This window comes from Thermobifida cellulosilytica TB100 (assembly GCF_001517975.1).
Classification (GTDB): Bacteria; Actinomycetota; Actinomycetes; order Streptosporangiales; family Streptosporangiaceae; genus Thermobifida; species Thermobifida cellulosilytica.
This window is the reverse complement of record NZ_KQ950180.1, coordinates 82,326-108,316: the sequence shown is the minus strand read 5'-3', so window position 1 is coordinate 108,316 and position 25,991 is coordinate 82,326. Positions and strand designations below refer to the sequence as shown.

At 70.6% G+C, this 25,991-nt stretch carries 25 protein-coding genes; 14 read left to right on the top strand and 11 right to left on the bottom strand.

Annotated features, from left to right (window positions below):
* On the bottom strand, positions 1–274 hold a 274-nt coding region (locus AC529_RS20255), incomplete at its 3' end, for an ATP-binding protein (RefSeq protein WP_232306514.1).
* Positions 274–603, bottom strand: a complete 330-nt coding sequence (locus tag AC529_RS00480; protein ID WP_068752960.1) for a hypothetical protein — start codon at positions 601–603, stop codon at positions 274–276. The genes AC529_RS00480 and AC529_RS20255, both read right to left, overlap by 1 nt.
* A gap of 211 nt (positions 604–814) precedes the next feature.
* Here AC529_RS00480 and AC529_RS00475 point away from each other — a divergent pair, with 211 nt between their 5' ends.
* On the top strand, positions 815–1,663 hold the full coding sequence (locus AC529_RS00475) for a helix-turn-helix domain-containing protein (RefSeq protein ID WP_232306513.1): 849 nt from the start codon (positions 815–817) through the stop codon (positions 1,661–1,663).
* Positions 1,650–1,868, top strand: coding sequence for a DUF397 domain-containing protein (locus tag AC529_RS21110; RefSeq protein ID WP_332307029.1), 219 nt, complete (start codon positions 1,650–1,652; stop codon positions 1,866–1,868). The genes AC529_RS00475 and AC529_RS21110 overlap by 14 nt, the downstream gene beginning before the upstream one ends.
* A gap of 119 nt (positions 1,869–1,987) precedes the next feature.
* On the opposite strand, the gene AC529_RS00465 is transcribed toward AC529_RS21110, so the two are convergent.
* Positions 1,988–4,030 (bottom strand): S1 family peptidase, encoded by a 2,043-nt coding sequence (locus AC529_RS00465; RefSeq protein WP_068752957.1) that lies wholly within the window; start codon positions 4,028–4,030, stop codon positions 1,988–1,990.
* A 366-nt stretch (positions 4,031–4,396) separates the two neighbouring features.
* On the opposite strand from AC529_RS00465, the gene AC529_RS00460 reads away from it, so the two are divergent.
* On the top strand, positions 4,397–5,755 hold the full coding sequence (locus tag AC529_RS00460; RefSeq protein ID WP_068752956.1) for a cellulase family glycosylhydrolase: 1,359 nt from the start codon (positions 4,397–4,399) through the stop codon (positions 5,753–5,755).
* A 108-nt stretch (positions 5,756–5,863) separates the two neighbouring features.
* Here AC529_RS00460 and AC529_RS00455 read toward each other — a convergent pair whose 3' ends face one another.
* Positions 5,864–7,282, bottom strand: a complete 1,419-nt coding sequence (locus tag AC529_RS00455) for a cellulase family glycosylhydrolase (protein WP_068752955.1) — start codon at positions 7,280–7,282, stop codon at positions 5,864–5,866.
* A 344-nt stretch (positions 7,283–7,626) separates the two neighbouring features.
* On the opposite strand from AC529_RS00455, the gene AC529_RS00450 reads away from it, so the two are divergent.
* Positions 7,627–8,613, top strand: coding sequence for an exonuclease domain-containing protein (locus tag AC529_RS00450; protein ID WP_068752954.1), 987 nt, complete (start codon positions 7,627–7,629; stop codon positions 8,611–8,613).
* On the opposite strand, the gene AC529_RS00445 is transcribed toward AC529_RS00450, so the two are convergent.
* Together AC529_RS00445 and AC529_RS00440 are read right to left on the bottom strand one after the other, a co-directional pair.
* On the bottom strand, positions 8,592–9,116 hold the full coding sequence (locus AC529_RS00445) for a GNAT family N-acetyltransferase (RefSeq protein ID WP_068754334.1): 525 nt from the start codon (positions 9,114–9,116) through the stop codon (positions 8,592–8,594). The two genes, AC529_RS00450 and AC529_RS00445, sit on opposite strands and share 22 nt — an antisense overlap.
* A 58-nt stretch (positions 9,117–9,174) precedes the next feature.
* The gene (locus tag AC529_RS00440) at positions 9,175–9,885 is read right to left on the bottom strand and encodes a P-loop nucleotide/nucleoside kinase family protein (RefSeq protein ID WP_232306511.1); all 711 of its coding nucleotides are present in this window, start codon (positions 9,883–9,885) and stop codon (positions 9,175–9,177) included.
* 40 nt (positions 9,886–9,925) lie between these two features.
* Between AC529_RS00440 and AC529_RS00435 the strand changes: the two genes are divergently transcribed.
* Positions 9,926–10,675, top strand: coding sequence for a PIG-L deacetylase family protein (locus tag AC529_RS00435; protein ID WP_198156247.1), 750 nt, complete (start codon positions 9,926–9,928; stop codon positions 10,673–10,675).
* Between the two features lie 24 nt (positions 10,676–10,699).
* Here AC529_RS00435 and AC529_RS00430 read toward each other — a convergent pair whose 3' ends face one another.
* The gene (locus AC529_RS00430) at positions 10,700–11,326 is read right to left on the bottom strand and encodes a TetR/AcrR family transcriptional regulator (RefSeq protein ID WP_232306510.1); all 627 of its coding nucleotides are present in this window, start codon (positions 11,324–11,326) and stop codon (positions 10,700–10,702) included.
* A gap of 430 nt (positions 11,327–11,756) precedes the next feature.
* Here AC529_RS00430 and AC529_RS00425 point away from each other — a divergent pair, with 430 nt between their 5' ends.
* The gene (locus AC529_RS00425; protein ID WP_068752950.1) at positions 11,757–12,527 is read left to right on the top strand and encodes a DeoR/GlpR family DNA-binding transcription regulator; all 771 of its coding nucleotides are present in this window, start codon (positions 11,757–11,759) and stop codon (positions 12,525–12,527) included.
* 15 nt (positions 12,528–12,542) lie between these two features.
* Here AC529_RS00425 and AC529_RS00420 read toward each other — a convergent pair whose 3' ends face one another.
* Positions 12,543–12,944: a VOC family protein gene (locus AC529_RS00420; RefSeq protein WP_068752949.1), complete on the bottom strand. Its 402-nt coding sequence runs from the start codon at positions 12,942–12,944 to the stop codon at positions 12,543–12,545.
* 311 nt (positions 12,945–13,255) lie between these two features.
* Between AC529_RS00420 and AC529_RS00415 the strand changes: the two genes are divergently transcribed.
* The 7 genes from AC529_RS00415 to AC529_RS00385 all read left to right on the top strand — a co-directional run bounded on the left by AC529_RS00415 (position 13,256) and on the right by AC529_RS00385 (position 23,010).
* A complete protein-coding gene (locus AC529_RS00415) occupies positions 13,256–14,272 on the top strand; it encodes a LacI family DNA-binding transcriptional regulator (RefSeq protein WP_068752948.1) in 1,017 nt (338 codons plus the stop codon).
* Between the two features lie 335 nt (positions 14,273–14,607).
* A complete protein-coding gene (locus tag AC529_RS00410) occupies positions 14,608–16,326 on the top strand; it encodes an ABC transporter substrate-binding protein (RefSeq protein ID WP_068752947.1) in 1,719 nt (572 codons plus the stop codon).
* Between the two features lie 110 nt (positions 16,327–16,436).
* Entirely contained in the window at positions 16,437–17,432 is a 996-nt protein-coding gene (locus AC529_RS00405; RefSeq protein WP_068752946.1) for an ABC transporter permease, read from the top strand.
* On the top strand, positions 17,429–18,343 hold the full coding sequence (locus AC529_RS00400; RefSeq protein WP_068752945.1) for an ABC transporter permease: 915 nt from the start codon (positions 17,429–17,431) through the stop codon (positions 18,341–18,343). The genes AC529_RS00405 and AC529_RS00400 overlap by 4 nt, the downstream gene beginning before the upstream one ends.
* A 4-nt stretch (positions 18,344–18,347) precedes the next feature.
* On the top strand, positions 18,348–19,298 hold the full coding sequence (locus AC529_RS00395; RefSeq protein WP_068752944.1) for an ABC transporter ATP-binding protein: 951 nt from the start codon (positions 18,348–18,350) through the stop codon (positions 19,296–19,298).
* Between the two features lie 4 nt (positions 19,299–19,302).
* Positions 19,303–20,235, top strand: a complete 933-nt coding sequence (locus tag AC529_RS00390; RefSeq protein WP_068752943.1) for an ABC transporter ATP-binding protein — start codon at positions 19,303–19,305, stop codon at positions 20,233–20,235.
* Positions 20,236–20,514: 279 nt separating this feature from the next.
* Positions 20,515–23,010: a glycoside hydrolase family 2 protein gene (locus AC529_RS00385; protein ID WP_068752942.1), complete on the top strand. Its 2,496-nt coding sequence runs from the start codon at positions 20,515–20,517 to the stop codon at positions 23,008–23,010.
* 117 nt (positions 23,011–23,127) lie between these two features.
* On the opposite strand, the gene AC529_RS00380 is transcribed toward AC529_RS00385, so the two are convergent.
* Both AC529_RS00380 and AC529_RS00375 read right to left on the bottom strand, forming a co-directional pair.
* The gene (locus AC529_RS00380; RefSeq protein ID WP_068752941.1) at positions 23,128–23,706 is read right to left on the bottom strand and encodes a class F sortase; all 579 of its coding nucleotides are present in this window, start codon (positions 23,704–23,706) and stop codon (positions 23,128–23,130) included.
* A complete protein-coding gene (locus AC529_RS00375) occupies positions 23,696–24,259 on the bottom strand; it encodes a hypothetical protein (protein ID WP_068752940.1) in 564 nt (187 codons plus the stop codon). The genes AC529_RS00380 and AC529_RS00375 overlap by 11 nt, the downstream gene beginning before the upstream one ends.
* Before the next feature lie 176 nt (positions 24,260–24,435).
* Between AC529_RS00375 and AC529_RS00370 the strand changes: the two genes are divergently transcribed.
* The gene (locus AC529_RS00370; RefSeq protein WP_068752939.1) at positions 24,436–25,797 is read left to right on the top strand and encodes a sensor histidine kinase; all 1,362 of its coding nucleotides are present in this window, start codon (positions 24,436–24,438) and stop codon (positions 25,795–25,797) included.
* A gap of 17 nt (positions 25,798–25,814) precedes the next feature.
* On the opposite strand, the gene AC529_RS00365 is transcribed toward AC529_RS00370, so the two are convergent.
* A partial coding sequence (locus AC529_RS00365; protein ID WP_198156246.1) for a response regulator transcription factor occupies positions 25,815–25,991 on the bottom strand: 177 nt, incomplete at its 5' end.

The following is a 25,991-nucleotide window of genomic DNA, read 5'->3' as shown; positions in this document are numbered from 1 at the left end:
GGACCAGTCCGGTGCGCAGGCCGGACAGGCTGACCGAGACCGTGCCTTCCTGGCCGCTGCGGGTGTGGCGGCAGGCGTTGGCGAACAGTTCGCAGGCCGCCAGTTCGGCGTCGTCGACCAGGTGGGTGAAGCCTGCCAGGCTGGTGCGGACCCGGCGGCGCAGGTCGGGGCAGAGCGCCGTGTCGCCGGGCAGCTCCCAGAACTTCGAGACCGGGCACGGATGCCCGGGGCTGGGCCTGGAGGTGCTGGCGTCGGTGTCGGGGGTGGTGCTCATCAGGCCGCTCCCCTCAGCGAGGAACGGCGCGCGGGCACGGGGTTGACCCGTGAGCGGGTGTTCTGCCGGTGGCCGCACAGTGCGGTCGCGGCCCTTGCGGTCTGGGAGATGTGGGCGGAGCCGGTGCGGCCCCAGATGAACCACCGGTGGCCGAAGGCGTCCTCGACCACCACGACCGGCACGAGGCGGCCTTCGGTGCGGACGTAGAGCACCGGGTGCGCGGTCGAGGACAGGGCCAGCAGGGCAGACCCTCCCAACCCGTGGATCTCCTCGCGCGGGCGGGCGAGCGAGGACTGACGGGTGCCACCGGTCATGACGTGTACGGACATGGTCCTCCCAAGGAAGTGCACGAGTGTCGGAGTGCGGTCGTGAAGGATGCACGCTCTGCGTGACCGCATGACTCAAAGCTAAATGCATGCCCTGCAACTTACAAGCCATGTAAAACAACTGGTCTGTATTATTGGGCTATGTCTGTTTTCGAGCAATGGGATGATGGCCGCAGCACCCCGAAGCAGAGTTGGCCGAGCGAAGGAGACAGTCGTGACCCAGGGCTCACCGGTGCGCAGGCACTATCTGGTCAGCCAGCTCAAGCGGTTGCGCGCGGAAGCGAAGCTGTCCCAAGAGCAGGTTGCCAACGAGATGGGTTGGGACGTCAGCAAGCTCTACCGCATCGAGAACGGTCGATTTGTCCGGCTCAGTACTGAATCGGTCGCTGCACTGTGCCGTCTCTACGGGGCTGACGACAGCTTGCGCGAGGAACTTGTCGGTATCGCCAAAGCTGCACGTAAGCACAAACCCTGGTGGTTTCAGTACGAGGAAGTGGCGGGTAATGCCTTCTACGGCTTGGAGAACGAAGCGACCAAGATCCAGGAGTACACCGTCGGCCTTGTCCCGGGACTGCTCCAGCACCCGGACTACATCGAAGCGCTGATGCGGCGTGGGCTGATCAAGAACCCCGAGCAGCAGAAGAAGCGGTGTGATGCCCGCCGCCAACGGCAGATCAACATCCTGGAACGCGACAATCCACCCCAGATGTGGTCGGTCATCGACGAGTCAGCTCTGCGCTGCCTCATCGGTGATGGACAAGTCATGTGTACACAGTTGGAACATCTCATCGAAATGGCCAGTAGGCCCAACCTCGAAATTCAGATACTTCCTTTGTCGAGGGGGATGACCCAGCCCTACAATTTCACGCTTATGAGCCTTGGTGGGAGTGAGCGAGTTGGATACATCGACGTCCCGCCCAGCGGGCACTTCTTCGAAGGCCCGGACGAAGTCGCCGACCATACTCGAAGGTTCGAACTGATTCAGGCGGCAGCTCTGCCTGTGGGTGAGACTCCTGCGTTCCTTCGGAAAATAGTCAAGGAATTGAAAGATGCATATGCCTGAGAACAGGTTTGCTTCCCAGACGCGTACAACGGTCCGCCGGTGGCACACTTCCAGCTACACACACGAAGAAGCTGCCTGTGTCGAGGTGTCCGAGGGGCCGGTGACGGGGGTGCGGGACAGCAAGAACCGTGATCTCGGCGCGCTGTTCTTCCCCGCCGGGGAGTGGGCCGCGTTCGTGCGGGCGGTGCGGCGGGGCGGGCTCTAGGCCCCTTTTCCTCACCCCCGGTCCCCTCAGCAGTGGCCCGCGTCCGCTATGGCCCCAGGGCCATTGACGTCATTCCGCAACGGCTCTGGGGCCAAGATCGCCGGTGGCCCGGCTCCGGGCTAGGCCGCCAGGCCGGGCGGGGCGGGGACGCCGTCGGGGTACAGGACCTCGGCGACGGGGCTGGCCACCTGGGGCTGGCGCAGGTACTCCTCGGCGTCGTGGGGGCGCTTGGGGGAGTTGGCGGTCACCACCTCGGTCAGCCCCGGCCCCCACACGGGCCCCAGCGGGCAGCCGATGGTCGCCGCGTCGGCCGGGCTCCACGCGTTCAGCCAGGCCGCGACGCGGTCGGGGCGCCGGGGCGGCTGGAGGAGCACCCGGTCGTGGACGGCGTCGAGGCCGAGCGGGCTGCCCACGGTGACCAGCAGCGGCACGGCCACGTCGGGGCGGGCCCGGCTGAGCAGGTCGACGGCGACGATCGTGCCGAGGCTGTGGGCGACCACGACGACCTGCCCGTGCTGCGGGAAGTCGGCGGCCACCCGGTCCAGGACCGCGGAGCGCACGTCCGGCTCGCTCAGGTAGGCGGACAGGTCCCGGAACAGCAGGGCGATCAGCGCCTCGTCGAGGCCGCTGCGGGCCGCGATCCAGCTCAGCTCCCGCTGGAGGCGGCTGACCAGCGGGGAGAGGAGGCCGAGGAAGGAGCCGCCCTCCTGGTCGCCGCCGCGGCCCAGCAGCTCGCGGGGCATGCCCGCCCGCAGCGCGGCCTGCTCCAGCAGCGTCTCGTAGAGCGTGCGCGACTCCTCCAGGGGCGGGGCGAGCGCCTCGGCGGGCTCGACGGAGCGGGTCGTGGCCGTGCTCGCGGTCAGTTCGGCGAGCAGGTCCCCGTAGTAGGGGAACCACACCGACGCCGCGGACACGGTGGGCCGGCCCGCCGCGAGCAGCCCCGAGTTGAGCGCGGCCGTCCACGCGGCGCGCAGCCGCGCGGGGTTCTGCCCCTCCGTGCCGCGGCCGTGCAGGAACACCAGGTGGACGTCGTCGGGGCCGCCGTTGCCGCGCAGCCCCGAGCGGCCCGGTCGGGGAAGGCTCTCGCGCTCCCAGAACGGCTCGCCGGTCCGGCCCGGGGGCCGCCCGTCCAGGCCGGCGCCGGGGCCCAGGCCCGTGAGCAGGTCGCGCTGCGCCCGCGGGAGGTCGGCCCGGGCGAGGAAGTCGAGGATGGAGCTGACCCGGGTGCCCTCGTTGCCGATCCAGGCCGCCACGGAGTCGGGGTCGCCGGGGCGCAGCGGGGTGCCGTCGGTGCGCAGCCGCCGCCCGTGGGCGTCGCGCCGGGGCACGGCCGAGTGGTGCAGGGCCACGACCTCCCACTGGTCGTTGCAGACGGGCGAGCCGGAGCTGCCGGGTTCGGTGTCGGCGGAGTACTGGAGGAAGTCCTCGGTCTGCTGGAGGACGTGGCTGTCGCGGATGGCGATCTCCTTGAGGCGCCCCCGGGGGTGGCCGATGACGTTCACGGGCTCGCCGGTGACGATCTTGCCCTGGGTGCGCAGCAGCGGGTTCCAGCCGAAGACCGCGCCCGGCGGGCGGCCCTCGCGGTCGGGGTGGACGTGGACGAGGGCGAAGTCCAGCTCCCGGTCGGCGACGAAGAAGGTGCCCGGGTCGAGCGGGTAGCGGACCGGCACGCGGGGACGCAGCTCGCCGTCGACCTCGGCGCCGAACTCGGCGACGACCTGTTCGGCGGTCTCGGGGTCGCCGAGCACGTGGTGGTTGGTCAGCAGCAGTTCGGGAGAGACCAGGAACCCGGTGCCGCAGGGGAGCTCGCGGCCGTGGTGGACCAGGACGAGCCGGGCCACGGCCGCGGCGACGCGCGCTCCCCGGTACAGGAAGCCGACCGACTGCGACTGGCTGGCGGCTCCTATGACGCGCTGGTAGATGCGGTGCTGCTGGACGGGGTCGGACACGGCGGCGGCCGTGGTGACGGGGGTGCGGCGCAGGGCGAGGAGCCGTTCGGCGCGGGCCCGCACCTGGTCGAAGGTGTCGTGGACGGCGACCCCGGTGCGCTCCTGAAGGCGCCGGATGCGGGAGCGCGCCTGTTCGGTCTCGGCGAACCGCTGTGCGGCCCGCTGCTCCTGCCACTGGTACTCGGCGGCGGTCGGGTGGGGGAACGTGTCCATCCGGTTCCCTCTTCCTCTCCTCGTCCGGCGGTTGTGCCGCCGGATTTTCCTCCCTGGCTTCCATGGTCGCCTCTCACCTCGGGGAATACGGGGGAATCGTGAAAACCGGCCGGTTTTCCGGGAGGCGGAGCGTCTGTATAGTCCCAGCTCACAGGGGTATGTCAGGAAAGTGGTGATAGAGGATGATCGGTGGTGTTTTGTGGCAATTACCGGGATGGGATGAACCGGTTCACCGAAAACAAACTGAACCGGTTGTGTGAACTAGGCCACTGAGGCTATCGTGGTGTCGGCGCCTCAGGAGGGAGACAGCGGGCGAGGGCTGCGTAATCCACTCGTGTCCACACCCCTGCTTTCGTGAGGAAGGCCATGAGCAACCGTCTCGCGGTCGCGGCAGCGACGATTCTCGTGCTGCTCGCGTCCGTCTTCGTCACCGCGCAGCCGGCCAGCGCTGCGACCGGGATCCACGTCCGGAACGGACGCATCTACGAGGCCAACGGCCAGGAGTTCGTCATGCGCGGCGTGAGCCACGCGCACACCTGGTACCCCCAGCACACCCGGGCGTTCGCCGACATCAAGTCGCACGGCGCCAACACCGTGCGCGTGGTGCTGAGCAACGGCGTCCGCTGGTCCAAGAACGGGCCGTCCGACGTCGCCGACATCATCTCCCTGTGCAAGCAGAACAGGCTCATCTGCATGCTGGAGGTCCACGACACCACCGGTTACGGCGAGCAGAGCGGAGCCGCCACCCTCGACCAGGCGGTCGACTACTGGATCGAGCTGAAGAGCGTGTTGCAGGGCCAGGAGGACTACGTCCTGATCAACATCGGCAACGAGCCCTACGGCAACAACGCCGCCACCGTCGCGAACTGGGCCTCCGACACCTCGGCCGCCATCCGGCGGCTGCGTGCTGCGGGCTTCGAGCACGCCATCGTGGTGGACGCCCCCAACTGGGGCCAGGACTGGTCGCACACCATGCGCACCAACGCCGCCGACGTCTACGCCAGCGACCCGACCGGCAACACGATCTTCTCGATCCACATGTACGGCGTCTACTCCCAGGGCTCCACGGTCACCAGCTACCTGGAGCACTTCGTCAACGCCGGCCTGCCGCTCGTCATCGGCGAGTTCGGCCACGACCACTCGGACGGCAACCCCGACGAGGACACCATCATGGCCGAGGCCGAGCGGCTGGGCCTGGGCTACATCGGCTGGTCGTGGAGCGGCAACGGCGGCGGCGTCGAGTACCTGGACATGGTCGACAACTTCGACGGCGACAGCCTGACCTCGTGGGGCCGGCGGATCTTCTACGGCCCCAACGGCATCTCCGGCACCGCGCGGGAGGCCACGGTCTACTCCGGCGACCCGGGCACCGACCCGGGCACCGACCCGGGGACCGACCCGGGCACCGACCCCGGAACCGACCCCGGCACGGGCGCCTGCTCGGCCGCCTACACCACCGTCGGCGACTGGGGCAGCGGCTTCCAGGGCGAGGTCACGGTGACCGCGGGCAGCTCCGCCATCTCCCACTGGAAGGTGACCTGGACCTTCCCCGGGGGCCAGAGCGTCAGCCACGGCTGGAACGCCGCCTTCAACGGCAGCAGCTCGGTCACGGCCACCAGCCTGTCCTACAACGGCCAACTGGGCGCGGGGCAGTCCACCGCCTTCGGCTTCATCGGCTCGGGCAGCGCCCCGGGCGCGCTGACGCTGACCTGCTCCGTCGACTGATCCCCGGCGCTTTCCGGACCGGCCGGACAGCGCGCGGAGCGGCCCACGGGCAGTGCCCGCGGGCCGCTCCGCCGTGTGCAGTGCCGGGCGACCGGCCTCAGCCGGGGGTCACCCCGCGAGGAGGTGGTTGCGCACCCACTGCCCGGACGACTTCAGCGACGAGCCGCTCCACGGGCCGCCCGCCGCGCAGGTGCCCGGGTTGAAGACCGCCCCGGAGCGGAAGTCGTCGGAGTAGTTCCACTTCGTCCAGCCGATCTTCTCCTGCTTCATCAGCTCGATGTAGCGGTCGGCCATCGCGAAGTCGTTGGCGCCGTCGCCGGTGTAGGTCTCGGTGCCGAACTCGGTGACGAACACCGGGAACATCGACGCCGCGTCGCGCAGCGCGTTGAGGTAGTTGTCCCGGTGCGAGGCCGCGTAGAAGTGGAAGGCGTACATGACGTTGTCGGCGTTGACCGGGTTGGCCGCGATCTGCGCCGGGCCGGAGCCCTCGGAGACGCCGAGCGAGGACCAGCCGGGGCTGCCGACGATGACCACCGAGTCGGGGTCGTGCTGGCGGATCACCGGGATGATCGTCTCGGCGTAGCTCTTGATCGAGTTCCAGCTCACCCCGTTGGGCTCGTTGGCGATCTCGTAGAGCACGTTGGTCTTGCCCGCGTGCCGCTGGGCGATCTCGGAGAAGAAGGTCCTGGCCCGCTCGAGGTTGTAGTGGGGGTCGCCCGGGGTGAGGATGTGCCAGTCCACGATCACGTACAGGCCGCGCGCCGTGGCCATGTCGATGAGCTGGTGCATCCGGTCGGTGAAGCCGCGCGGGTTGGTCTCGTAGCCGTCCTCCTGGATATACATCGACAGCCGGATGATGTCGGCCTTCCAGTCGTAGGCCAGGGCGTCCAGCGAGCTGCCGGTGAGGCAGTGGTCGAACCACTGGATGCCGTGCGTGCTCATGCCGCGCAGTTGGACGGGGTTGCCGTTCTTGTCGCACAGCTTGGTGCCGCAGACCTGGACCTTGCCGTACCGCTCGACGGGGGTGCCGGCTCCGCTGCCCGGGTCCGTGCCGGGGTCGGTCCCCGGGTCCGTGCCGGGGTCGGTTCCCGGGTCGGTGCCGGGGTCGGTGGAGCCCTCGGAGCAGGACGCCCCGTTGACGGTGCAGCCCACGGGGTCGCCGTTGCCGCTGGCCACGAAGCCGAAGGAGGCGGTGCCTCCCGGCTGGACGGTGGCGTTCCAGGAGACCCCGGTGAAGGTGTGGGTGTTGCCGCTGGCGCTGTGCTGGGTGTTCCACGCGTTGTTGACCGTGGTGCCGTTCGGCAGGGTGAGGACGACCTGCCAGTTCACGGCGCTGCCGGTGTCGTTGCGCACCGTGACGGTCGCGGTGTAGCCGCCGTCCCAGGACGAGTCCTTGGCGAAGGTGGCGGTGAGCCCGGCGGCCCGTGCCGTGCCGGGGGAGAGCAGCGCGAGGACGAGGGCGAGCACCGCGGTCAGCGCGGCGGCCGTCGGAGAGGCGCCCCGCAGTGCTGTGGGGGATCTGGTCATCGTTCCTCCATCGGTCGAGAGGGAGTCGGGAGCATTGGGAGCGCTCCCATGCCGAAGTGGTGCGCACCGGGGCAAAGATGACGGGTTTCGGGGGCGCGACTTTCTCGGTACGTAATGGGAAGGTAGCACAAGGTCAGGGAAAAGGGTGATCTGAGTCACTGACCGGGGCGTGTGGGGTCCGTGTGCGGGGTCCCACCCGCCCGGAGGCGGTCCCGGGGCACTCACGGGGCGGCGTCCCGGGGCCGCCTCCGGGCGGCCCGTCCTCCCGGAACCGGCGGCCTCTCCCGGGGCTCCGCACTAGGGTGGGAGCGACGAGGCCGCAGAGAGGACGCGAGGACGCGACGATGGGTGACTCCTGGACCGCCATCGACTTCGAGACCGCCAACCGCGACCGGGGCAGCGTCTGCGCGGTGGGACTGGTCCGGGTCGTGGACGGCCGGATCGTCGACCGCCACACCACCCTGGTGCGGCCGCCCGCGCCGGTCGCCTACTTCGACCGCTTCAACATCGAGTTCCACGGGATCACCCCCGAGCAGGTCGCGGACGCCCCCGAATGGCCGCAGGTGCACGCGACCATCCTGGAGTTCGCCGACGGCGGCCCCTTCGTCGCCCACAACGCCGCGTTCGACATGGGGGTCATCCGGGCCGCCTGCGCCCACACCGGCCTGGAGGGCAGCCCGCTCGACTACGCGTGCTCGCTGGACACCGCGCGGCGGACCTGGCCCGAGCTGCGCGACCACCGGCTGCCCACGGTCTGCCGCCGGATCGGCCACGACCTGCGCCGCCACCACGCCGCCGACGCCGACGCCGAGGCCGCCGCGCACATCATGCTCGCCGCGTTCCGCGAGCACGGCGTGGCCACGCTGCCCGAGCTGTGCCAGCGGCTGCGCCGTCCCCTGCGGCGCGCCGGGGCGTCCCCCGTGCCGCAGGCCGCGCCCGCACCGCTGTGGTCGCCCGGGACGAGGTTCGACCGCTGGCGGCGGGAGGCCGCCGAGCCGCTGCCCGAGCCGAACCCGCACGCCGACCCCGGCGGGCCGCTGTACGGGAAGGTGGTGTGCGTCAGCGGCGACCTGGCCGCCCTGTCCAAGCCCGAGGCGTGGCGGCGCGTCGCCGCGGCGGGCGGTGTCCCCGCCAGGAACGTCACCCGCCGCACCGACGTGCTGGTCGTGGGGGACAACGGGGGCGTGAAGACCGCCAAGCACCGCCGGGCCGAGTCCTACAACGCCAGCGGTTCACGCATCGAGATCATCACCGAGGCCGAGCTGCTCGCCCGGCTGGCCGTCGGCGGGGGGAGCGGCGGCGTCGGCGCTCAGAGGTCCGAGGGGCGGTAGCGGAAGACCTGGAGGCGGCGGCCGTCGTAGTACTTGTCGGTCTCGCCCACCCACTCCATGCCGATGCGGCGGGCCGTGGCGATGGCGCGCTTGTTCTCCGGCCGCGCCACCGCGAACACCTCTTCGAGGCCCTGGTCGAACGCCCAGCGGATCAGCGCCCGACTGGCCTCGGTGGCGTAGCCGTGGCCCCAGGCGTCGGGGCGCAACTGCCAGTTCAGCTCGAAGTCCTCCTCGAAGGGCGGCAGCAGCCGCAGCGACAGGCCCCCGATGACCTCGTTGTCGGCCAGGCGCACCACCGCCCACCGCCCGGCCGGGGGGACCAGGTTGGGCTGTGCCTCCACCCACGCCTCCAGCACCGAGCGCATCGCGGAGACGTCGTCGACCTCCTTCATGGTGATCCAGCGCGCCACCTCGGGGGATCCGTAGATCTTGTAGGCGGCCTCGGCGTCGTCGAGTGTCCAGTGCCGGATGAGGAGGCGCTCAGTGCGCAGGGGTGCTGTCATGAACACATAGTAGGTGGCCCTCCACCCGATTGGTCCAGACCTTTCGCGAATGGTTTTCTCAGATTTGGGGCCGTTGTTGGCGCGCGTCGGGCATGCCGTAATCCGGCCAGCGCTCCCGCAGCAGGGCGTCCACCTGGACGGCCAGCGGGGGAGCGCCCCGGGAGTTGTCCACCACGGCGTGCGGCGCCGCGGGCGGCTCGGCGGGGCGCACCCGGGCGGTGAACGCGGCGAAGTCCGCGAGCTTGCCCGCGTCGCGGGCCCGGCCGCGCGCGACGAGGCGCTCGCGCAGGGTCTCGGGGTCGCTGCGGACCCACAGCAGCCGCACCGGCTCCCCGCCCAGCTCCGCCACCCAGGCCCGCCACCGGGACAGGTCGCGGATCTGCTGGGTGAAGGGGGCGTCCAGCAGCACCGGGCAGCCCGCCGAGCGGACCCGGCGCGCCGCGGCGGTCAGCCCGCCGTACTCGTGCACCTTGACGTGCTCGTCGTACCAGGCGCCCTCGCGCTCCCCGTGGGGGCGCCCGTGCGCGCGCAGCAGGGCCGCGACGAAGCCGCTGTAGAGGGTGTCCTTGTCCAGCAGGGCCGGGACCGGGCGCAGGCGGGCCAGCAGCAGGTCGGCGACGGTGGACTTGCCCGCGCCGGGGGCTCCCGCGACGATCCACACGGGCGCCGGCGGCGCGGGGGGCGGTGGTTGGCTCACCCGTCCAGTGTGTCCGGGGCGGGCCGCGCACACCACCCCGGCGCCGCGCATGCGCAGCGGGGTTTGGGGCATGTGTCCAGCACACGGACCGCCGCTGAAGAGGAGGAACACCATGCGCGCCACACGGTGGGCGGAACGGCGCCGACACCCCATGGACCGCCCCGGGACCTCCGAGGCGTCCTGGCGGGGCTGGCCCGCGCTGCGCGAGTTCCCCGCGGTCCACATGGCCGGGATCGGCAGCGCGGTCGTCGTCGCCCCGCACCCCGGCGACGAGGTCCTCTCGGTCGGCGGGGCGATCTCCATGCTGGCCGCCTCGGGGGCGCGGCTGCGCGTGGTCTCCGTCAGCGACGAGGGCGAGTTCGGTCCGGGCACCCGCGGGACGGCCTGGGAGCGGCTGACCGAGGTGCGCCAGGCCCTGGGGGCCCTGGGCGCCGACGAGGCCGAGATCGTGCCGCTGGGGATGTCCGGCGGGGCGATCCGCGACGGCGCGGCCGGGCTGGAGGAGGCGCTGGCCCAGTTGTGCGCGGGGTTCGACCTGTGCCTGGCCCCGTGGGAGGGGGACCGGCACCCCGACCACGAGGCGGTGGGCCGCACGGCGCGCACCGTCTCGGCCGCGCTGGGCATCCCGGTGCTGGGCTGCCCGGTCTGGCTGTGGCACTGGGCCCACCCGGAGGACCCCCGGGTGCCGTGGGAGCGGGTCAACCGCATCGTCCTGCCGGAGGAGACCCGCAGGCTCAAGGTGGACGCGATCGCCTGCCTCAACGTCTGGAACGGCGCCAACCACGTCGCCGCCGACGGCTCGACGCTGTCCACGGAGAAGGTGGCGCACTTCATCAGGGACGCCGAGCTCGTCTTCCGCTAGGCGGCGCGGCGGTCCGCCCCGGGGTCAGTCGCGCGCCACGCCGAGCAGGTGGTGCAGCACCAGGTCCTCGTAGACGTCGCCGAGCTGCTCGGGGGTCATCAGCGAGTCGGGTTCGTACCAGTTCAGGCTGGACTCCAGGGTCTGCAACACGGTGGTCGCGGTCACCGGCTCCCGGGACTCGCCGTACGGGGAGAACACGCCGTCGGCGCGGCCCCGCTCGATGAGGCGGTGGACCCGGTCGTGGTAGGTGCGCATCAGCCGGTGCAGCTCGCGGTAGCGCGCCGGGGAGATCGCCCGCAGGGTGGGCAGCAGGACGCGGCGCAGCTCCAGTTCCGTGCGGTAGCGGCAGTTGAACTCGATATGGCGGCGGATCAGCGCGCGCATCTGCTCCACCGGGGAGTCGGGCTCCTTCGCTGCGGGCTCGTACTCCACCAGAGTTCGGGTGCGGTCGAGGACGAGTCTGTGGAGCAGGTCGAGTTTGCTGGGGAAGACGCGGCGGAAATCGATCGGGTCGACGCCGGCCGCCGCGGCGATGGCGTACATGCTCACACCGGCGGGGCCGCGTTCGGCGAACAGGCGGCATGCGGTGTCGAGAACGTGCCCGGTGAACAGGGCTTCGTGTGCTGAGAGATCTGTGGTCATCGTGGTCATCGGGAACCCCGTGACCCGCGGGGATGCCGCCCTGTGGCGGAGGACGGCGCGCGGAAGGGGGAGAGTGAGTCCGCTCTCAGGGGCGGTTTTGTTACGAACCGTTTTCGAGGATAGCGCCGTCCGCGTAAGTGACGCGTGAATTTCGACCGTCGGTTCAGAACTGTTTCCGCATCGTGTTTTCCCTGGTACTCCTAATTCCCTTCGAAGGGGTGCGGAACTGAATGTGAAATGTTTTCACGTAATGGCAGGGAATTCACGGCCGCCCCCCGGGGGGCCGCCCGCGGGCCGCCCCCAGGGCTCCCCGCGGGTCCCCGGAGGGGCGGCCGCGGCAGGGGGACGGGCGTCGAGGGGCCCCGCGGAGCTGCTAAGAAAGGAGGTGCGCCTCACCGCGCTTCCCGCACCCAGCAGAACCGAACGCGAAGGTCCGTAGATGATCCCCGATCAGCGTCGCGAACACATCCTGAAGCTGCTGCAAGAACGCCACGTTCTCAGCATCAGCGAGCTCACGTCGATGCTGTCCGTCTCCCACATGACGGTGCGCAGGGACATCCAGGCGCTGGAGAACGAGGGCAAGGTCCTCTCCGTGACCGGGGGAGTCCGCCTGGCCGCGCGGCTCAAGAGCGAGCCGTCCTACCTGGCCAAGGCCCAGTTGGAGGTGCCGGCCAAGCGCGCCATCGCGCGGGCCGCGGCCGAGCTGGTTCGGGAGAACTTCACGATCTACCTGGACGCGGGGACGACCACGCTCCAGATGGTGCCGCTGCTCACCGACAAGGCCGGGCTGACCGTGGTGACCAACGACTTCAACGTGGTCGGGCACCTCATGGAGTACCCCAACATCGAGCTCATCCACACCGGCGGCGTGGTCTCGCACGCCGACCACTCCTCGGTCGGGCAGTTCACCGCCGAGTTCCTGCGCCGGGTCAACGTGGACATCGCCTTCGTCGCCAGCAGCTCCTGGGACGTCGACCGCGGCTCCACCACGCCCTCGGAGGCCAAGGTGGTGGCCAAGCAGGAGCTGCTGCGGGTCGCCTCCAAGAGCGTGCTCACGGTGGACAGCACCAAGTACGGCAAGTTCGGCACCTTCACCGTCGCCCGGCTGGAGGAGTTCGACCTCATCATCACCGACGACCGGCTCCCCGCCAACGCGGTGCAGCAGTTGCGGGAGCGCGACATCCGCCTGCAACTGGTCCCCGTGGACTGAGCGGCCGGGCGCGGCTCAGTCCACGGACAGGGCCGGGCAGAACAGTTCGAGCTGGATGCCGTCGGGGTCCTCGAACATCAGCAGGGCCCCGTGGTCGCGACGCATGATCGGGGTGTGCTCCACCTCGAACGCGTCCAGGCGCTCCTCCCACCTCTCCAGCTCCTCCAGGGAGGCGACGGCGAAGGCGAGGTGGTCCAGGCCGGTGTGCCGGTGGTCGAAGCGCGCGTTGAAGCGGTCCCGGTGCTGGGTCAGGCACAGCAGCAGGCCGCAGGGGTGGTGGCAGGTGGTGCGGAACCACCGGGAGTCGTCCGTGGTCTCGTACTCGCGGAAACCCAGCACGTCGCAGTAGAACTCGACACTGTCGTCGCGGTCGCGGACGGACAGGGTGACGTGCGCGATTCCGGTCAGGGTGGGCACGGCTGCCTCTCTGCGACGGTGCGACGCCCGCAGACGGAGCGGGGAGAACAACGTAGGCACAAAGGACCAGAGTACGCCGCCCCTCCCGGGTTGGAAACACGCCCGTCACATTGGTGTGAAGTGTGATTAACCCGATGTCGGGGATCATTTCCGAACAGTGGCAGGGCGTCCGCCCCGCGGCGGCCCGCGCCCTCCGGCCGCGGGGCACCGAGCGGACGACACGGCGCAGGCACGTCCCCGTTCTCCGGGGACAACGAGGCGCCGATTGGTAACCTCAGCCCTGGTTAACCGGTTCATACGGGGGAGAGGACATGAGGCGTCCAACGATCGTTGACATCGCCAAGGCCGCCGGGGTCTCCAAGGGCGCCGTCTCCTACGCGCTCAACGGTCGTCCCGGGGTCTCGGACGCCACCCGCCGCCGCATCCTCGACATCGCCGAGCAGTTGGGCTGGGCGCCCAGCAGCGCGGCGCGGTCGCTGTCGGACGGCAGGGCCTGGGCGATCGGCCTGGTCGTGGACCGGCCTGCCAGGACGCTGGCCGCCGAGCCGTTCTTCATGCGGCTGATCGGGGGCATCCAGGTCGAGCTCGACGGCAGTCCGATCTCGCTGATGCTGCGCTCGGCGGAGGACCGGGACGAGGAGATGGCCACCTACCAGCGCTGGCACGCCGAGCGCCGGGTCGACGGCGTCCTGCTGGTGGACCTGCGCCGCAACGACCCCCGGCTGCCCGTCGTCAAGGAGCTCGGGCTGCCCGCGGTGGTGATCGGCGGCCCCGAGTACACCGAGGGCCTGCCGTGCGTGTGGACCGACGACGCCGACGTCATGGCCGAGGTCACCCGGTACCTGGCCGGTCTGGGCCACCGCCGGATCGTGCGGGTGGCCGGGCCCGAGGAGTTCGTGCACACCGAGGTGCGCTCGCGGGCCTTCGCGCAGACGGCGCGGGAGGTCGGCCTGACGCTCGCCGAGGTGGTCCACGCCGACTACTTCGACTCCCAGGCCGCGGACATCACCCGGGAGCTGCTGTCCGGCCCGAACCCGCCCAGCGCCCTCGTCTTCGACAACGACCTCATGGCGGTGGCCGCGCTGGGCGCGGCACAGGAGATGGGCGTGGCCGTGCCCGAGGAGCTGTCCATCGTGGCCTGGGACGACTCCATGGTCTGCCGGGTCATCCACCCCTCGCTGACCGCGGTCGCGCGCGAGGTGACCCAGTACGGCCGGATCGCCACCGCCCTGCTGCTGGAGGCCGTCGAGGGAGGGACTCCCCGCTCCCGGCAGACCCCGCCCAGCCGGCTCGTTCCCCGGGGGAGCACCGGCCCGGCGCCGTTCTGACCTGGACGGTGTCCGTTTCGCGTTAGTATCTCCCCAACCTCAGCGCCCCGGCGGCTCAATGCGTCAGGGTGCCCTTTGGCGTGCCCGAAGGTAAGTAAACCGGTTTAGTTTTCATAACACTCCTTGACGCTAAATCGGTTTGTTGATGTTCTTTCGTTCACTCCCGTCTGTGGCCTACGTCATGGTCCGGACGGGGAGGGAGAGATCGAGCCGCACCGGCGGCATCTGCGTACCCAGGCTGACCGGCCACGGGGGTGCCGGCAACTGGGAACGCTCCCAATCGGCTGCCACCAGGCATGACGCCTCCGGTGGCAGATGGAGGAGAGAAGAGGACGATGCGAAACCGCTACAGGTTTCTGATTCCCCTCGCGCTGGTCAGCCTGCTGGCCACGTCCTGCGCGGGTGACACGGAGAGCGACGGTGGAGCGGCAGGGGACTACCCCCGGGCGGAGACCCTCTACACCGGCGGCACCCAGTGGGGTCCGCCGAGCACCTGGAACCCCCTCGACACCGGTAACCACGCCACCGGTACCGTGGGCCTGGTCTACGAGACCCTGTTCCTCTACGAGCCCCAGTCCGACGAGTACATCCCCTGGCTGGCCGAGAGCGGCCAGTGGGTCGACGACAAGACCTACGAGCTGAAGCTCCGCCAGGGCGTCAAGTGGAGCGACGGCGAGGACTTCACCGCCGACGACGTCGTCTTCACCGTCGAGATCGGCAAGTACGAGGCCTCCACCTACCACAACCTGTGGGAGTGGCTGGAGAGCGCCGAGGCCGTCGACGACTACACGGTGAAGTTCACCTTCTCCGAGGCCAACTACGCGCAGTGGGCCAACTGGCTGTACTTCAACGCCATCGTGCCCGAGCACATCTGGTCGGAGCGCTCCGAGGAGGAGATCCTCACCGGCGCCAACGAGGAGCCCATCGGCACCGGCCCCTACCTCTACGAGACCCACGACCAGGACCGCCAGGTCTGGAAGAAGAACGAGGACTGGTGGGCCACCGAGGCCCTCGGCCACGAGGTCGCCCCGACCTACATCGTCGATGTTGTCAACACCAGCAACGAGGCCGCGCTGAGCCAGGTGTTGCAGGGCAACATGGACATCAACAACAACTTCCTGCCGGGCATCGCGCAGCTCGTCCAGGGCGGCTACCAGATCCAGACCTACTTCCCCGAAGCCCCCTACATGCTCGCGGCCAACACCGCCTGGCTGGTGCCCAACACCACCAGGAAGCCGATGGACGACCCCGAGTTCCGCAAGGCGCTCTCGGCCTCCATCGACATGGACGAGATCGTCAACAACGTCTACGGCGGTCTGGTCACTGAGGCCAACCCGACCGGTCTGCTGCCGGTGTGGGAGCAGTACATCGACGACAAGGTCGTCGACGAGTACGCCACCCCGCGCGACCCCAAGGTGGCCAAGGACATCCTCGAGGAAGCCGGCTACAAGGACACCGACGACGACGGCTTCGTGGAGACCCCCGACGGCGACCCGATCGACCTGACCCTGATCGTCCCCAGCGGCTGGACCGACTGGATGGAGGCCGCCCGGGTCATCAGCGAGAGCGCCCAGGCCGTCGGCATCAAGGTCAACGCCGAGTTCCCCGAGTTCAACGCGCTGGTCGACCAGCGCAACAGCGGTGAGTTCGACCTGGTGATCAACAACGAGCGCCAGGTCAGCAACACGCCGTGGACCTACTACGACTACATGTTCCGCCTGCCGGTCCAGGAGCAGCAGGGCACGGTCAACTTCGGCCGCTACGAGAACGAGGAGGTCTGGAAGCTGGTCGGCGACCTCGACCGCATCCCGGTCGAGGACACCGAGAGCATCCGCGAGGTCGCCAGCAAGATCCAGAAGATCCACCTCGAAGAGCTGCCCATCATCCCGCTCTGGTACAACGGCCTGTGGTCGCAGACCAACACCTCGGTGTGGACCAACTGGCCCTCCAGCGAGAGCGACAACCACTACCTGCCCTCGACCTGGCGCGGCTACTTCCAGTTGGGCAGCATCCTGATGCTGACCGAGCTGGAGCCCGCCACGGAAGAAGAGTAGGCGGCGAGTTTTCCCCCGACGTGGTCCGCTAGGCGCCCCGCCCCGTCGCCCGCCCCACAGCGCAGGGCGGCGGGGCGGGGCCGTGTGACCACCGAGCCCAGGAGGGCCCGTTGCGCAAGTACTTCGGCCGCAAGATCTTTGTCTACCTGCTGACCTTCTTCGCAGCCGTCACCATCAACTGGATGATCCCGCGGCTCATGCCCGGCGATCCCATCAAGAGCCGTCTCGCACGCGCCTCGCTCACCGACGCCACGGCGGCCGAGGCGTTGTACGAGTACTTCAACAACATGTTCGGCCTGGACCAGCCGCTGTGGCAGCAGTACCTCAACTTCTGGTGGTCGCTGCTCCAGGGCGACCTGGGGATCAGTATCTGGAACTTCCCCACGCCCGTCACCGACCTCATCATGGGAGCGGTTCCATACAGCCTGGGGCTGCTGCTGCCCTCCATCATCCTGAGCTGGTTCGTCGGCAACTGGTTCGGCGCCTACGCCGCACGCAGCAAGTGGCTGGACAACACCATCCTGCCGCTGGGCTACGTGCTCACCGCCACCCCCTACATGTGGCTGGCGCTGCTGCTGGCCTGGAGCCTGGGCATCGTCGCGGGCCTGTTCCCCGCCGCCGGGTCCTACGGCCTCTCCCTCCAGCCCGCCTTCACCTGGACGTTCATCTCTAGCCTGCTGTCGCACTGGTTCCTGCCGTTCCTGTCGCTGTTCCTCGTCGCCCTGGGCGGCTGGGCCATCGGCATGCGCAACATGATCATCTACGAGCTGGAGTCGGAGTACTCCAACTACTTGCAGGCCCTGGGGGCGCCGCGCCGTCTGGTCCGCCGGTACGCCTTCCGCAACGCGATGCTGCCCCAGATCACCGGCCTGGCCGTGCAGCTCGGCACGGTCGTCGCGGGAGCACTGCTCACCGAGATCGTCTTCTCCTACCAGGGCCTGGGCTACCTCATCCTCCAGGCGATCCAGAACCAGGACTTCTTCCTGCTCCAGGGGACCTTCCTCTTCATCGTCATCGGCGTGCTCATCGCCAACTTCATCATCGACGTCGTCTACGTCCTGGTCGACCCGCGTGTCCGCGTCCAGATGCAGGGAGGGGCGAAATGACCGCCGCGCAGCCGCTGCCCGACCCGACCACGGCTGCGGAGGAGCCCGCGGCCGCCACGCCGGAGGCCCCCCAGCGCGAGGCGCTCTACTTCGCGCTGCGCAACCCCAAGCTGATCGTCGGCCTGAGCATCGTGCTCCTCTTCCTGCTGGTCGGCCTGGTCGTCCCGCCGCTGCTGGAGCACGGCCCCAACGAGCGGTACGCGCCGCCGCTGCTGCCGCCCTCGGGCGAGCACTGGTTCGGCACCACGCAGTTCGGACAGGACCTGTTCACCCAGTTCGCCTACGGCATCCGGGCGACCTTCCTGGTGGGGCTCCTCGGCGGCGGCATCGCGGCCGTCATCGGCATGACGATCGGCTTCGTCGCCGGCTACAAGGGCGGCTGGGTCGACGAGGTCCTCAACATGCTGACCAACGTCGTCCTGGTGCTGCCCACCCTGGCGGTGCTCTTCATCATCGCCGCCTACGTGGACTCCTACAGCGTGACGACGCAGTCCTTCTTCATCGGTATGACCTCGTGGCCGTGGGCGGCGCGCGCGGTGCGCTCCCAGGCGCTGTCGCTCAGCTCCCGCGACTTCGTGGACCTGGCCCGGCTCAGCGGCGTGCGGACCTGGAAGATCATCGTCCGCGACATCGCGCCGAACATGAGCTCCTACCTGTTCATGACGTTCATCCTGCTCTTCGGCGGCGCCGTGCTGGCCGCCGCGGGACTGGACTTCGTGGGCCTGGGGCCGAGCGACGGCATGTCGCTGGGCCTGATCATGCACCAGGCCGTCAAGTGGGGTGCCTTGCAGTTGGGCGTGTGGTGGTGGTTCGTGCCCCCGGGCCTGGGCATCACCGCGATCGTCGGAGCGATGTACATCATGAACGTGGGTCTGGACGAGGTCTTCAACCCCAAGCTGAGGGAGATGTGAGCAGGTGACCCTCGAAGTCTCGGACCTGCAGGTCTACTACCGCACCCTGCGCGGCGACGTCCGCGCCCTCGACGGGCCCACCTTCGGCCTCGCCGACGGCGAGATCATGGGTCTGGCCGGCGAGTCGGGCAGCGGCAAGTCCACGCTCAGCAAGAGCCTGATCCGGCTGGACGGGCGGATGCGCTACATCGGCGGCAGCGTCACCCTGGACGGCGACGAGGTGCCGATCTGGGACGACCAGGCGATGAACGAGTTCCGCTACAAGCGGATCTCGCTCATCCCGCAGTACGCGATGAGCGCGATGAACCCCACCCGCAAGATCGGCAAGATGATCGCCGAGCTGCTGGAGTCGCGGGGGGTCCGCTTCCGCGACACCCGGGACGAGCTGCACCGCCGCCTGGAACTGGTCGGGTTGCAGCGGGACGTGCTGGACCGCTACCCGCTCGAACTGTCGGGCGGCATGAAGCAGCGCACCGTCATGGTGATCTCCACCCTGCTCAACCCGTCGCTGCTGATCGCCGACGAGGTCACCTCGGCGCTGGACGTCTCCACCCAGCGGGCGGTCGCCGAGACCCTGGTGGAGTTCCGCGACCGCCGGTTCGTCAAGAGCATGATCGTGGTCACCCACGACATCTCGCTGGTCTACCAGATCGCCGACACCATCATGGTGATGTACGCGGGGCGGCTGGCGGAGAAGGCCTCCGCCAAGACCATCATCGAGATGCCCAAGCATCCCTACACCAAGATGCTGCTGGACTCCCTCCCCGAGGTCGGCGTCAAGTACGAGGACAAGCGGTTGAGCGGCATCCCGGGCAGCCCGCCCGGCCTGCTCAAGCCCCCGCAGGGCTGCCGCTTCCGGGATCGCTGCCCGCTGGCCGACAAGCAGTGCCTGGAGCAGCCGCCGTTCGTGGAAGTGGAACGCGACCACCACGTCGCCTGTTGGAAGGCCGAGTGAGCAGATGCTGAAATTCGACCGGGTCACCAAGGTCTACAAGGTGGGCGCCTTCGGCGGGGGAAGCTTCACGGCCGTGCGGGAGGCCAGCTTCGAGGTGCGCCCCGGCGAGGTGGTGTCCCTGATCGGCGAGAGCGGCAGCGGCAAGAGCACCCTCGGCAAGATGGCGCTGCGGATCGCCTCGGTCAGCTCCGGAACGATCACCTGCGACGGCACCGACGTGTCTACGCTGCGCGGCCACCGTCGGCTCAAGGAGTACTACCGCAAGGTCCAGGGCGTCTTCCAGGACCCCTTCAGCAGCTACAACCCCGTCTTCAAGGCCGACCGGGTCTTCGCGATGATCCGCTCGGAGTACCACCCGGGCGTCTCCGACGCCGAGTGGCGGGACAAGGTGGCCGACGCGCTGAAGGTGGTGCGGCTCGACCCGGACCAGGTCCTGGGCAAGTACCCCCACCAGCTCAGCGGCGGCCAGTTGCAGCGCATGCTGCTGGCCCGCGCCCTGCTGCTGGACATCGACTACCTGGTGGCGGACGAGGTGATCAGCATGCTGGACGCCTCGACCCGTATCGACGTGCTCAACCTGCTGGCCGACCTGAAGGCGCGGGGCATGGGCATCCTGTTCGTCACGCACGACCTGGCGCTGGGCAACTACATCAGCGACCAGACCGTGATCCTCCACAGGGGGGAGATCGTGGAGCGCGGCGTCACCTCGAAGGTGTTCGCCGACCCGCGCCACCCCTACACCAAGAAGCTGTTCGCCTCGGTGCCGCAGTTCCACAAGAAGTGGGACGAGGTCGAGGCCGAGCTGCGCGCCCGCGAGGCGGCCGACACCTCCTCCCAGCCCTACCACCTGGCAGAGGGCCAGGCGGTCCCCAGCGAGCTGGTCGAGGTCACGGAGGGGCACTACGTGCAGCCCTTCCACCCCAGAGCCGCAGTCTGACCAGTCCCCCTCCGGAGCCGGTCGGCAGGTGCCGACCGGCTCCTCGTCTTCCGCGGAGAAGATCACCCAGAGTAATTTCGGACAAAAAGCTGAACCGATTCATTTTCTTCTCCGGACTCTTGACCCTGAACCGGTTTAGTAGTGTCATGGGAAATGTGGCGGCGACACCAGGGCCGTCACGAGTCGGGTGCGGCCCGGCACCGGGTTACGCCCCCTCCCTCCTCCAGGCGCCCGGGTCGCACCCCCGGAGCAGCACACCCGCTCACGTGTGGAGACGCCATGGCAGTGCGCATCGAACTGCGCGAGAACTGGATCCTGAGAGCGGAGGACCCCGACGGGGTCCCGCAGCACATCGGCTCCTCCGGGATACCGGCGACCGTGCCGGGATGCGTGCACACCGACCTGCTGGCGGCCCGCCTCATCCCCGACCCCTACCAGGGGCGCAACGAGACCGAGCTCGGCTGGATCGGCCGCACCCCGTGGAGCTACACCACCTCCTTCGACGCCGCCGACCTGGCCGGCGCCGAGCGGGTGGACCTGGAGTGCGAGGGACTGGACACCGTGGCCACCGTGCTCCTCAACGGCGAGCGGGTCGGCGAGAGCCGCAACATGCACCGCTCCTACCGCTTCGACCTGCGCGACGCGCTGCGCCCGGGCGCCAACGAACTGCGGGTCGAGTTCGCCTCCCCCTACGGCTACGCCGAGGCGCTGCGCAGGCAGCTCGGCGACCGGCCCAACGCCTACCCCGAGCCGTTCCAGTTCATCCGCAAGATGGCCTGCAACTTCGGCTGGGACTGGGGCCCCACCGTGGTCACCTCCGGCATCTGGCGGCCGATCCGGGTGCACGCCTGGAACACCGCCCGCCTGGCCGGCGTGGTCCCGCAGGTCACCGTGGCCACCGCACACGACGGCACGGTCGAGGGCCGGGTGCTGGTCCGCGTCGAGGTCGAACGCAGCGAGCCCGGCGAGGACGCCGAACTGGTGCTGCGTGCCCGCGTCGCCGACCGCGAGCAGGCGGTCGTGCTGCCCGGCGGCGTGTGCCGCACCGAGATCGAGGTGACCGTCGCCGACCCCGAGCTGTGGTGGCCGCGCGGCTACGGCGACCAGCCGCTGTACGACCTGCGGGTCGAACTCGCCGCGGGCGGCGCCGAACTGGACGCCTGGCAGCGCCGGATCGGCTTCCGCACCGTGGAGCTGGACACCGGCGTCGACGCGGGCGGCCGGCGCTTCACCTTCGTCGTCAACGGCGTGCCCGTCCTGGTCAAGGGCGCCAACTGGATCCCCGACGACTGCTTCGTGACCCGGGTGGGGCGCGACCGCTACGCCCGCCGCATCGACCAGGCCGTCGCGGCCAACATGAACCTGCTGCGCGTCTGGGGCGGCGGCCGCTACGAGAGCGAGGACTTCTACGAGCTGTGCGACGAGCGCGGCATCCTCGTCTGGCAGGACTTCCTGTTCGCCTGCGCGGCCTACCCCGAGGAGCCGCCGCTGGCCGAGGAGGTCGAGGCCGAGGCGCGCGAGGCCGTGGCCCGGCTCGCCCCCTACCCCAGCCTGGTGCTGTGGAACGGCAACAACGAGAACATCTGGGGATTTTGGGACTGGGGCTGGAAGGAGCAGTTGGCCGGGCGGAGCTGGGGCGAGGGCTACTACCTGGACCTGCTGCCGCGCGTCGTCGCCGAGACCGACCCCACCCGCCCCTACTGGCCGGGCAGCCCCTACTCCGGCGTGCCGGACGTCCACCCCAACGACCCCCGCCACGCCACCGTGCACATCTGGGACGTGTGGAACGAGGTCGACTACACCGTCTACCGCAACTACCGGCCCCGCTTCGTCGCCGAGTTCGGGTTCCAGGCGCCGCCCTCCTACGCCACGCTGCGCTCGGCCCTGCCCGGCGAGGAGCTGCGCCCCGACTCGCCCGGCATGCTGCACCACCAGAAGGCCGTCGACGGCAACGGCAAGCTCGCCCGCGGCCTGGCCCCGCACTTCGGCGAGACCGACGACTTCGACGACTGGCACTACCTGACCCAGGTCAACCAGGCCCGGGCGATCACTCTGGGGATCGAGCACTTCCGCGCCCAGTGGCCCGACTGCTCCGGAAGCGTGGTTTGGCAGCTCAACGACTGCTGGCCGGTCACCTCGTGGGCGGCCGTGGACGGCGAGGGGCGGCGCAAGCCCTTGTGGTACGCGCTGCGCGCGGTCTACGCCGACCGCCTGGCCACCGTGCAGCCCGACGGCGACGGCCTGGTCCTGGTGCTGGCCAACGACACCGACCGGGAGTGGTCGGCCACCGCGCGCGTGGCCCGGCGCGCCTTCGACGGCACGGTGCTCGCCTCGGTCGAGAAGCCCTTCACGGTCCCCGCCCGCGGCGCGGTCCGGGTGCCGCTGCCGTCCGAGGTGGCCCGTCCCGGCACCGCGACCGAGGAGCTGGTCACCGCGGACACCGGGGTGCGCAGGGCCTACTGGTTCTTCGCCGAGGACCGCGACCTCGCCTACCCCAAGCCGGAGTACGACGTCCGCGTCGTGCCCGACGGCGGCGACCTGCGCGTCACCGTCACCGCGCAGAGCCTGCTGCGTGATCTCACGCTGTTCGCAGACCGCCTCGACCCGGGGGCCGAGGCGGACGACATGCTGGTCACCCTGCTCCCGGGGGAGTCGCACACCTTCACGGTGAGCGGCGGCGCCCACCTCGACCCCGGCCTGGTGGTCGAGCCGCCCGTGCTGCGCACCGTCAACGATGCGCTGCGCTCCTCGGGACGGGACGGCGTTCCCGCCTGACCAGCGGCAGGCCGGTCCCGGAGGGGCAAAGACAGCGGGTTTCCCGGGACCGGAACACGGCGGTACGCGGTGGGGCAAGCACCGCGTACCGCCCCCGCCCGCCGGGCCCGGCACCGCTCAGGCGGCCGACTCCACCATGCGGGCGTAGACCACGGTGGCGGCCGTGTAGCTGTCGGCGGCCTCGTCGAACTCCCCGGCGCAGGTGACCAGGCGCAGCTCCGGGCGGTCGAGCGGGCCGTAGACCCGCTCGGTGGGGAAGTCCTCCTTGGCCACCTGCTCCACCCGCTCCACCACGAAGACCGGCCGGGAGCCGTCGGCGCGCAGGACGCGGACGGTGTCCCCGCGGCGCAGCTCCGCCAGGCGGGCGAAGACCGCCGGCCCGTCCCGGGTGTCCAGATGCCCGGTGATGACGGCGGGCCCCCGCTCCCCGGGAGAGGCGCCCAGCGCGTACCAGCCCGCCAGGTGGTCCTCCTCCAGCGGCGGGTCCTCCAGCGTGCCGTCGGGGTTGAGACCCAGCTCCGTCAGGGGCGCGTCCACCCCGATCGCGTCGATCGTCAACCGGACCGGCGCCGACCGCTCCAGCGCCTCCACCGGGGCGGTCCCGCCGGGGCCGCCGTGGGCCAGCGCGAACGCCACGCCCAGCGCCACGGCCAGCAGCGCCCCGGTGCCGGTGCTCCGGTACTGCCTAGCATCCATCGCGCACCGCCCGCCGGTAGGACAGCAGGCCGGTGGCGGCGACCAGCAGGAGCCCGCCCCCCAGCACCGCCAGCGGCACGGCCGGGTCGGACGGCCGGTGCAGTCCGCCGCCCCCCGAGTTCGGCGCGCCGCTCGGAGTGGGCGTCGCGGCCGGCGGCTGGGCGAGGTCGGCCGACGGCCCCGGGGCGCCGTGAGCGGCGCCGTCCCCGAGCACGGTGACGCCGGAGTACAGCACCCGGCTGGAGTCGTCGGTGCCGCACTCGCCCCTGATCTCGTACTCGCCGGGCTCCAGGTCCGGCGCCAGGGGGATCTCCTCCTCGGCCGCCACCGCTCCGTCCAGCAGCACCCGGGGGACCTCGGAGTCGGAGAAGGCGGGCGAGGAGTAGTCCACCCACTGCGCTCCACCGCCGCAGGAGACCCGCACGACGACCGTGGACCCCGGCTCCGCCTCCGGCGGGAACACCGTGATGGCGTCGTCGGCGGCCGCCGCCCCGGCTCCCAGGGCCAGAATCGCGGCCACCGCGGCGATCTCGAACGCCGTCCGCACCCTCATAACCTTCTCCCTCTGCACTGCGTCGCCGATGTCACAGAGGAAACATCGCAGAGAGGTCACAGAATGTGACCTTCGGTGATGGGGGGTTGTGGAGTCTTTGCCCGGCCTTTCTCCGGTTCCGCCTCTTCGGCCCTCTGCTGTCGTCCGGACCGGACGCGTCGGGCTAGCGTCGTCCCATGACGACGTCAGCCGCGGCGCTGCGCCGCTTCGCAGAGGTGCTGCGCCCGGTCGGGGACTGGTCCGGCCGGGACGCGCGGATCCGCGACGCCCTGCTGGTCCTCGCGCTGGCCCCGGTGGTCGTGCTGGGGGTCGTCGGCGCGCGCGGGGAGGACTGGGAGCAGGCGGCGTCCGCTCCGGTCGTCGCCGAGGCCGCGGCGACGGTCCTGGTCCTGGTCGGCGTGGTGCTGCTGGCCCGGCCCTGGCCGCTGCCCGCGCTGGCCCTGGCGTTCCTGGCGTCCGCGTGGCTGCCCTCCTTCGCGCTGCCCACGGCGGTCGTCGCCTACCTGGCGGGACGCCGCACGCCGCGCTCGCGGCCGGCGTTCGCCCTCTTCGGCCTGATCGCCGTGGGCGGCGCACTGCTGGTCGCGCTGCCCGACCCCGCCGAGGCGACGAGCTGGTTCACGGCGGTCACCGTCCTCACCTTCACCCTGCTGTTCCCCTGGGTGGTGGGCCTGTACCGGCGCCAGCGCGCCGAGCTGGCCGCCGCGGGCTGGGAACTGGCCGAGCAACTGGAACGGGAGCAGCGCATCGTCGCCGACCGGGCGCGGCTGCGCGAACGCTCCCGGATCGCCCAGGACATGCACGACTCCCTCGGCCACGAGCTGAGCCTGATCGCGCTGCGCGCGGCCGCGCTGGAGGTCGCCCCCGGCACGGACGAGCACGTCCGGCAGGCCGCGCGGGAGCTGCGGGAGAGCGCGGCCGCGGCCACCGACCGGCTGCACGAGATCATCGGGGTGCTGCGCGACGACGCCGAGCCCGCCCCGGTGCGCCCCGTGGACGAGGACGTGTCCGCCCTGGTGGACCGCGCCCGCGCCGCGGGCATGACCGTGACCCTGGAGCGCCGCGGCCGGGCCCGGCGGCTGCCGCCGATGACCGACCGCGCGGTGTACCGGGTGGTCCAGGAGGCGCTCACCAACGCCGGCAGGCACGCCCCCGGGGCCGAGGTCGCCGTCCGGCTGGACCACGCCCCCGACCGGGTGGAGGTGCGGGTGGTCAACGGCCCGCCGGACCGGCCCGCCGCGGCACCGGCCGGCGGCGGGAACGGGCTGATCGGGCTGCGCGAGCGGGTGAGCCTGGCCGGCGGGGTCCTGCGGGCCGGCAGGCACGGGGAGGGCTGGCAGGTCGAGGCCAGGCTGCCCGTCCGGGAGGAGGCGGGCGACCGGCGGGACCCGGAGCCCGGGACGGCGGAGCACAGCCTCACCGCCCGCTACTACCGCCAGGTCAGGCACCGGGTGCGCTGGGGCCTCGCCGCGTTCGTGGCGCTGCTGTGCCTCGGGGCCGCCGCCGTCGCGGCCGTCGCCCTCATGGCGGGCGGGTGACGCCCGGCCGCGGCGGCCTACTGGTCGCGGGCCAGGCCCGCCTCGTAGGCCAGGATCGCGGCCTGCACCCGGTTGCGGACCTCCAGGCGGTTGAGGATCGTGCTGACGTAGCTCTTGACCGTCCCCTCCGTCAGGAACAGGCGGCGGGCGATCTCCGCGTTGGACAGCCCGGCGCCGACCAGCGCCAGCACCTC

Bases quoted from the DNA above. Each gene is read 5' to 3' on its own strand.
- AC529_RS00410 (WP_068752947.1), top strand. From the start codon at position 14,608: ATGCGAAACCGCTACAGGTTTCTGATTCCCCTCGCGCTGGTCAGCCTG.
- AC529_RS00400 (WP_068752945.1), top strand. From the start codon at position 17,429: ATGACCGCCGCGCAGCCGCTGCCCGACCCGACCACGGCTGCGGAGGAG.
- AC529_RS00440 (WP_232306511.1), bottom strand. From the start codon at position 9,885: ATGCCCCAAACCCCGCTGCGCATGCGCGGCGCCGGGGTGGTGTGCGCG.
- AC529_RS00375 (WP_068752940.1), bottom strand. From the start codon at position 24,259: ATGAGGGTGCGGACGGCGTTCGAGATCGCCGCGGTGGCCGCGATTCTG.
- AC529_RS00450 (WP_068752954.1), top strand. From the start codon at position 7,627: ATGGGTGACTCCTGGACCGCCATCGACTTCGAGACCGCCAACCGCGAC.
- AC529_RS00380 (WP_068752941.1), bottom strand. From the start codon at position 23,706: ATGGATGCTAGGCAGTACCGGAGCACCGGCACCGGGGCGCTGCTGGCC.
- AC529_RS00455 (WP_068752955.1), bottom strand. From the start codon at position 7,282: ATGACCAGATCCCCCACAGCACTGCGGGGCGCCTCTCCGACGGCCGCC.
- AC529_RS00465 (WP_068752957.1), bottom strand. From the start codon at position 4,030: ATGGACACGTTCCCCCACCCGACCGCCGCCGAGTACCAGTGGCAGGAG.
- AC529_RS00390 (WP_068752943.1), top strand. From the start codon at position 19,303: ATGCTGAAATTCGACCGGGTCACCAAGGTCTACAAGGTGGGCGCCTTC.
- AC529_RS00385 (WP_068752942.1), top strand. From the start codon at position 20,515: ATGGCAGTGCGCATCGAACTGCGCGAGAACTGGATCCTGAGAGCGGAG.
- AC529_RS00370 (WP_068752939.1), top strand. From the start codon at position 24,436: ATGACGACGTCAGCCGCGGCGCTGCGCCGCTTCGCAGAGGTGCTGCGC.
- AC529_RS00425 (WP_068752950.1), top strand. From the start codon at position 11,757: ATGATCCCCGATCAGCGTCGCGAACACATCCTGAAGCTGCTGCAAGAA.
- AC529_RS21110 (WP_332307029.1), top strand. From the start codon at position 1,650: ATGCATATGCCTGAGAACAGGTTTGCTTCCCAGACGCGTACAACGGTC.
- AC529_RS00415 (WP_068752948.1), top strand. From the start codon at position 13,256: ATGAGGCGTCCAACGATCGTTGACATCGCCAAGGCCGCCGGGGTCTCC.
- AC529_RS00445 (WP_068754334.1), bottom strand. From the start codon at position 9,116: ATGACAGCACCCCTGCGCACTGAGCGCCTCCTCATCCGGCACTGGACA.
- AC529_RS00430 (WP_232306510.1), bottom strand. From the start codon at position 11,326: ATGACCACGATGACCACAGATCTCTCAGCACACGAAGCCCTGTTCACC.
- AC529_RS00435 (WP_198156247.1), top strand. From the start codon at position 9,926: ATGCGCGCCACACGGTGGGCGGAACGGCGCCGACACCCCATGGACCGC.
- AC529_RS00460 (WP_068752956.1), top strand. From the start codon at position 4,397: ATGAGCAACCGTCTCGCGGTCGCGGCAGCGACGATTCTCGTGCTGCTC.
- AC529_RS00480 (WP_068752960.1), bottom strand. From the start codon at position 603: ATGTCCGTACACGTCATGACCGGTGGCACCCGTCAGTCCTCGCTCGCC.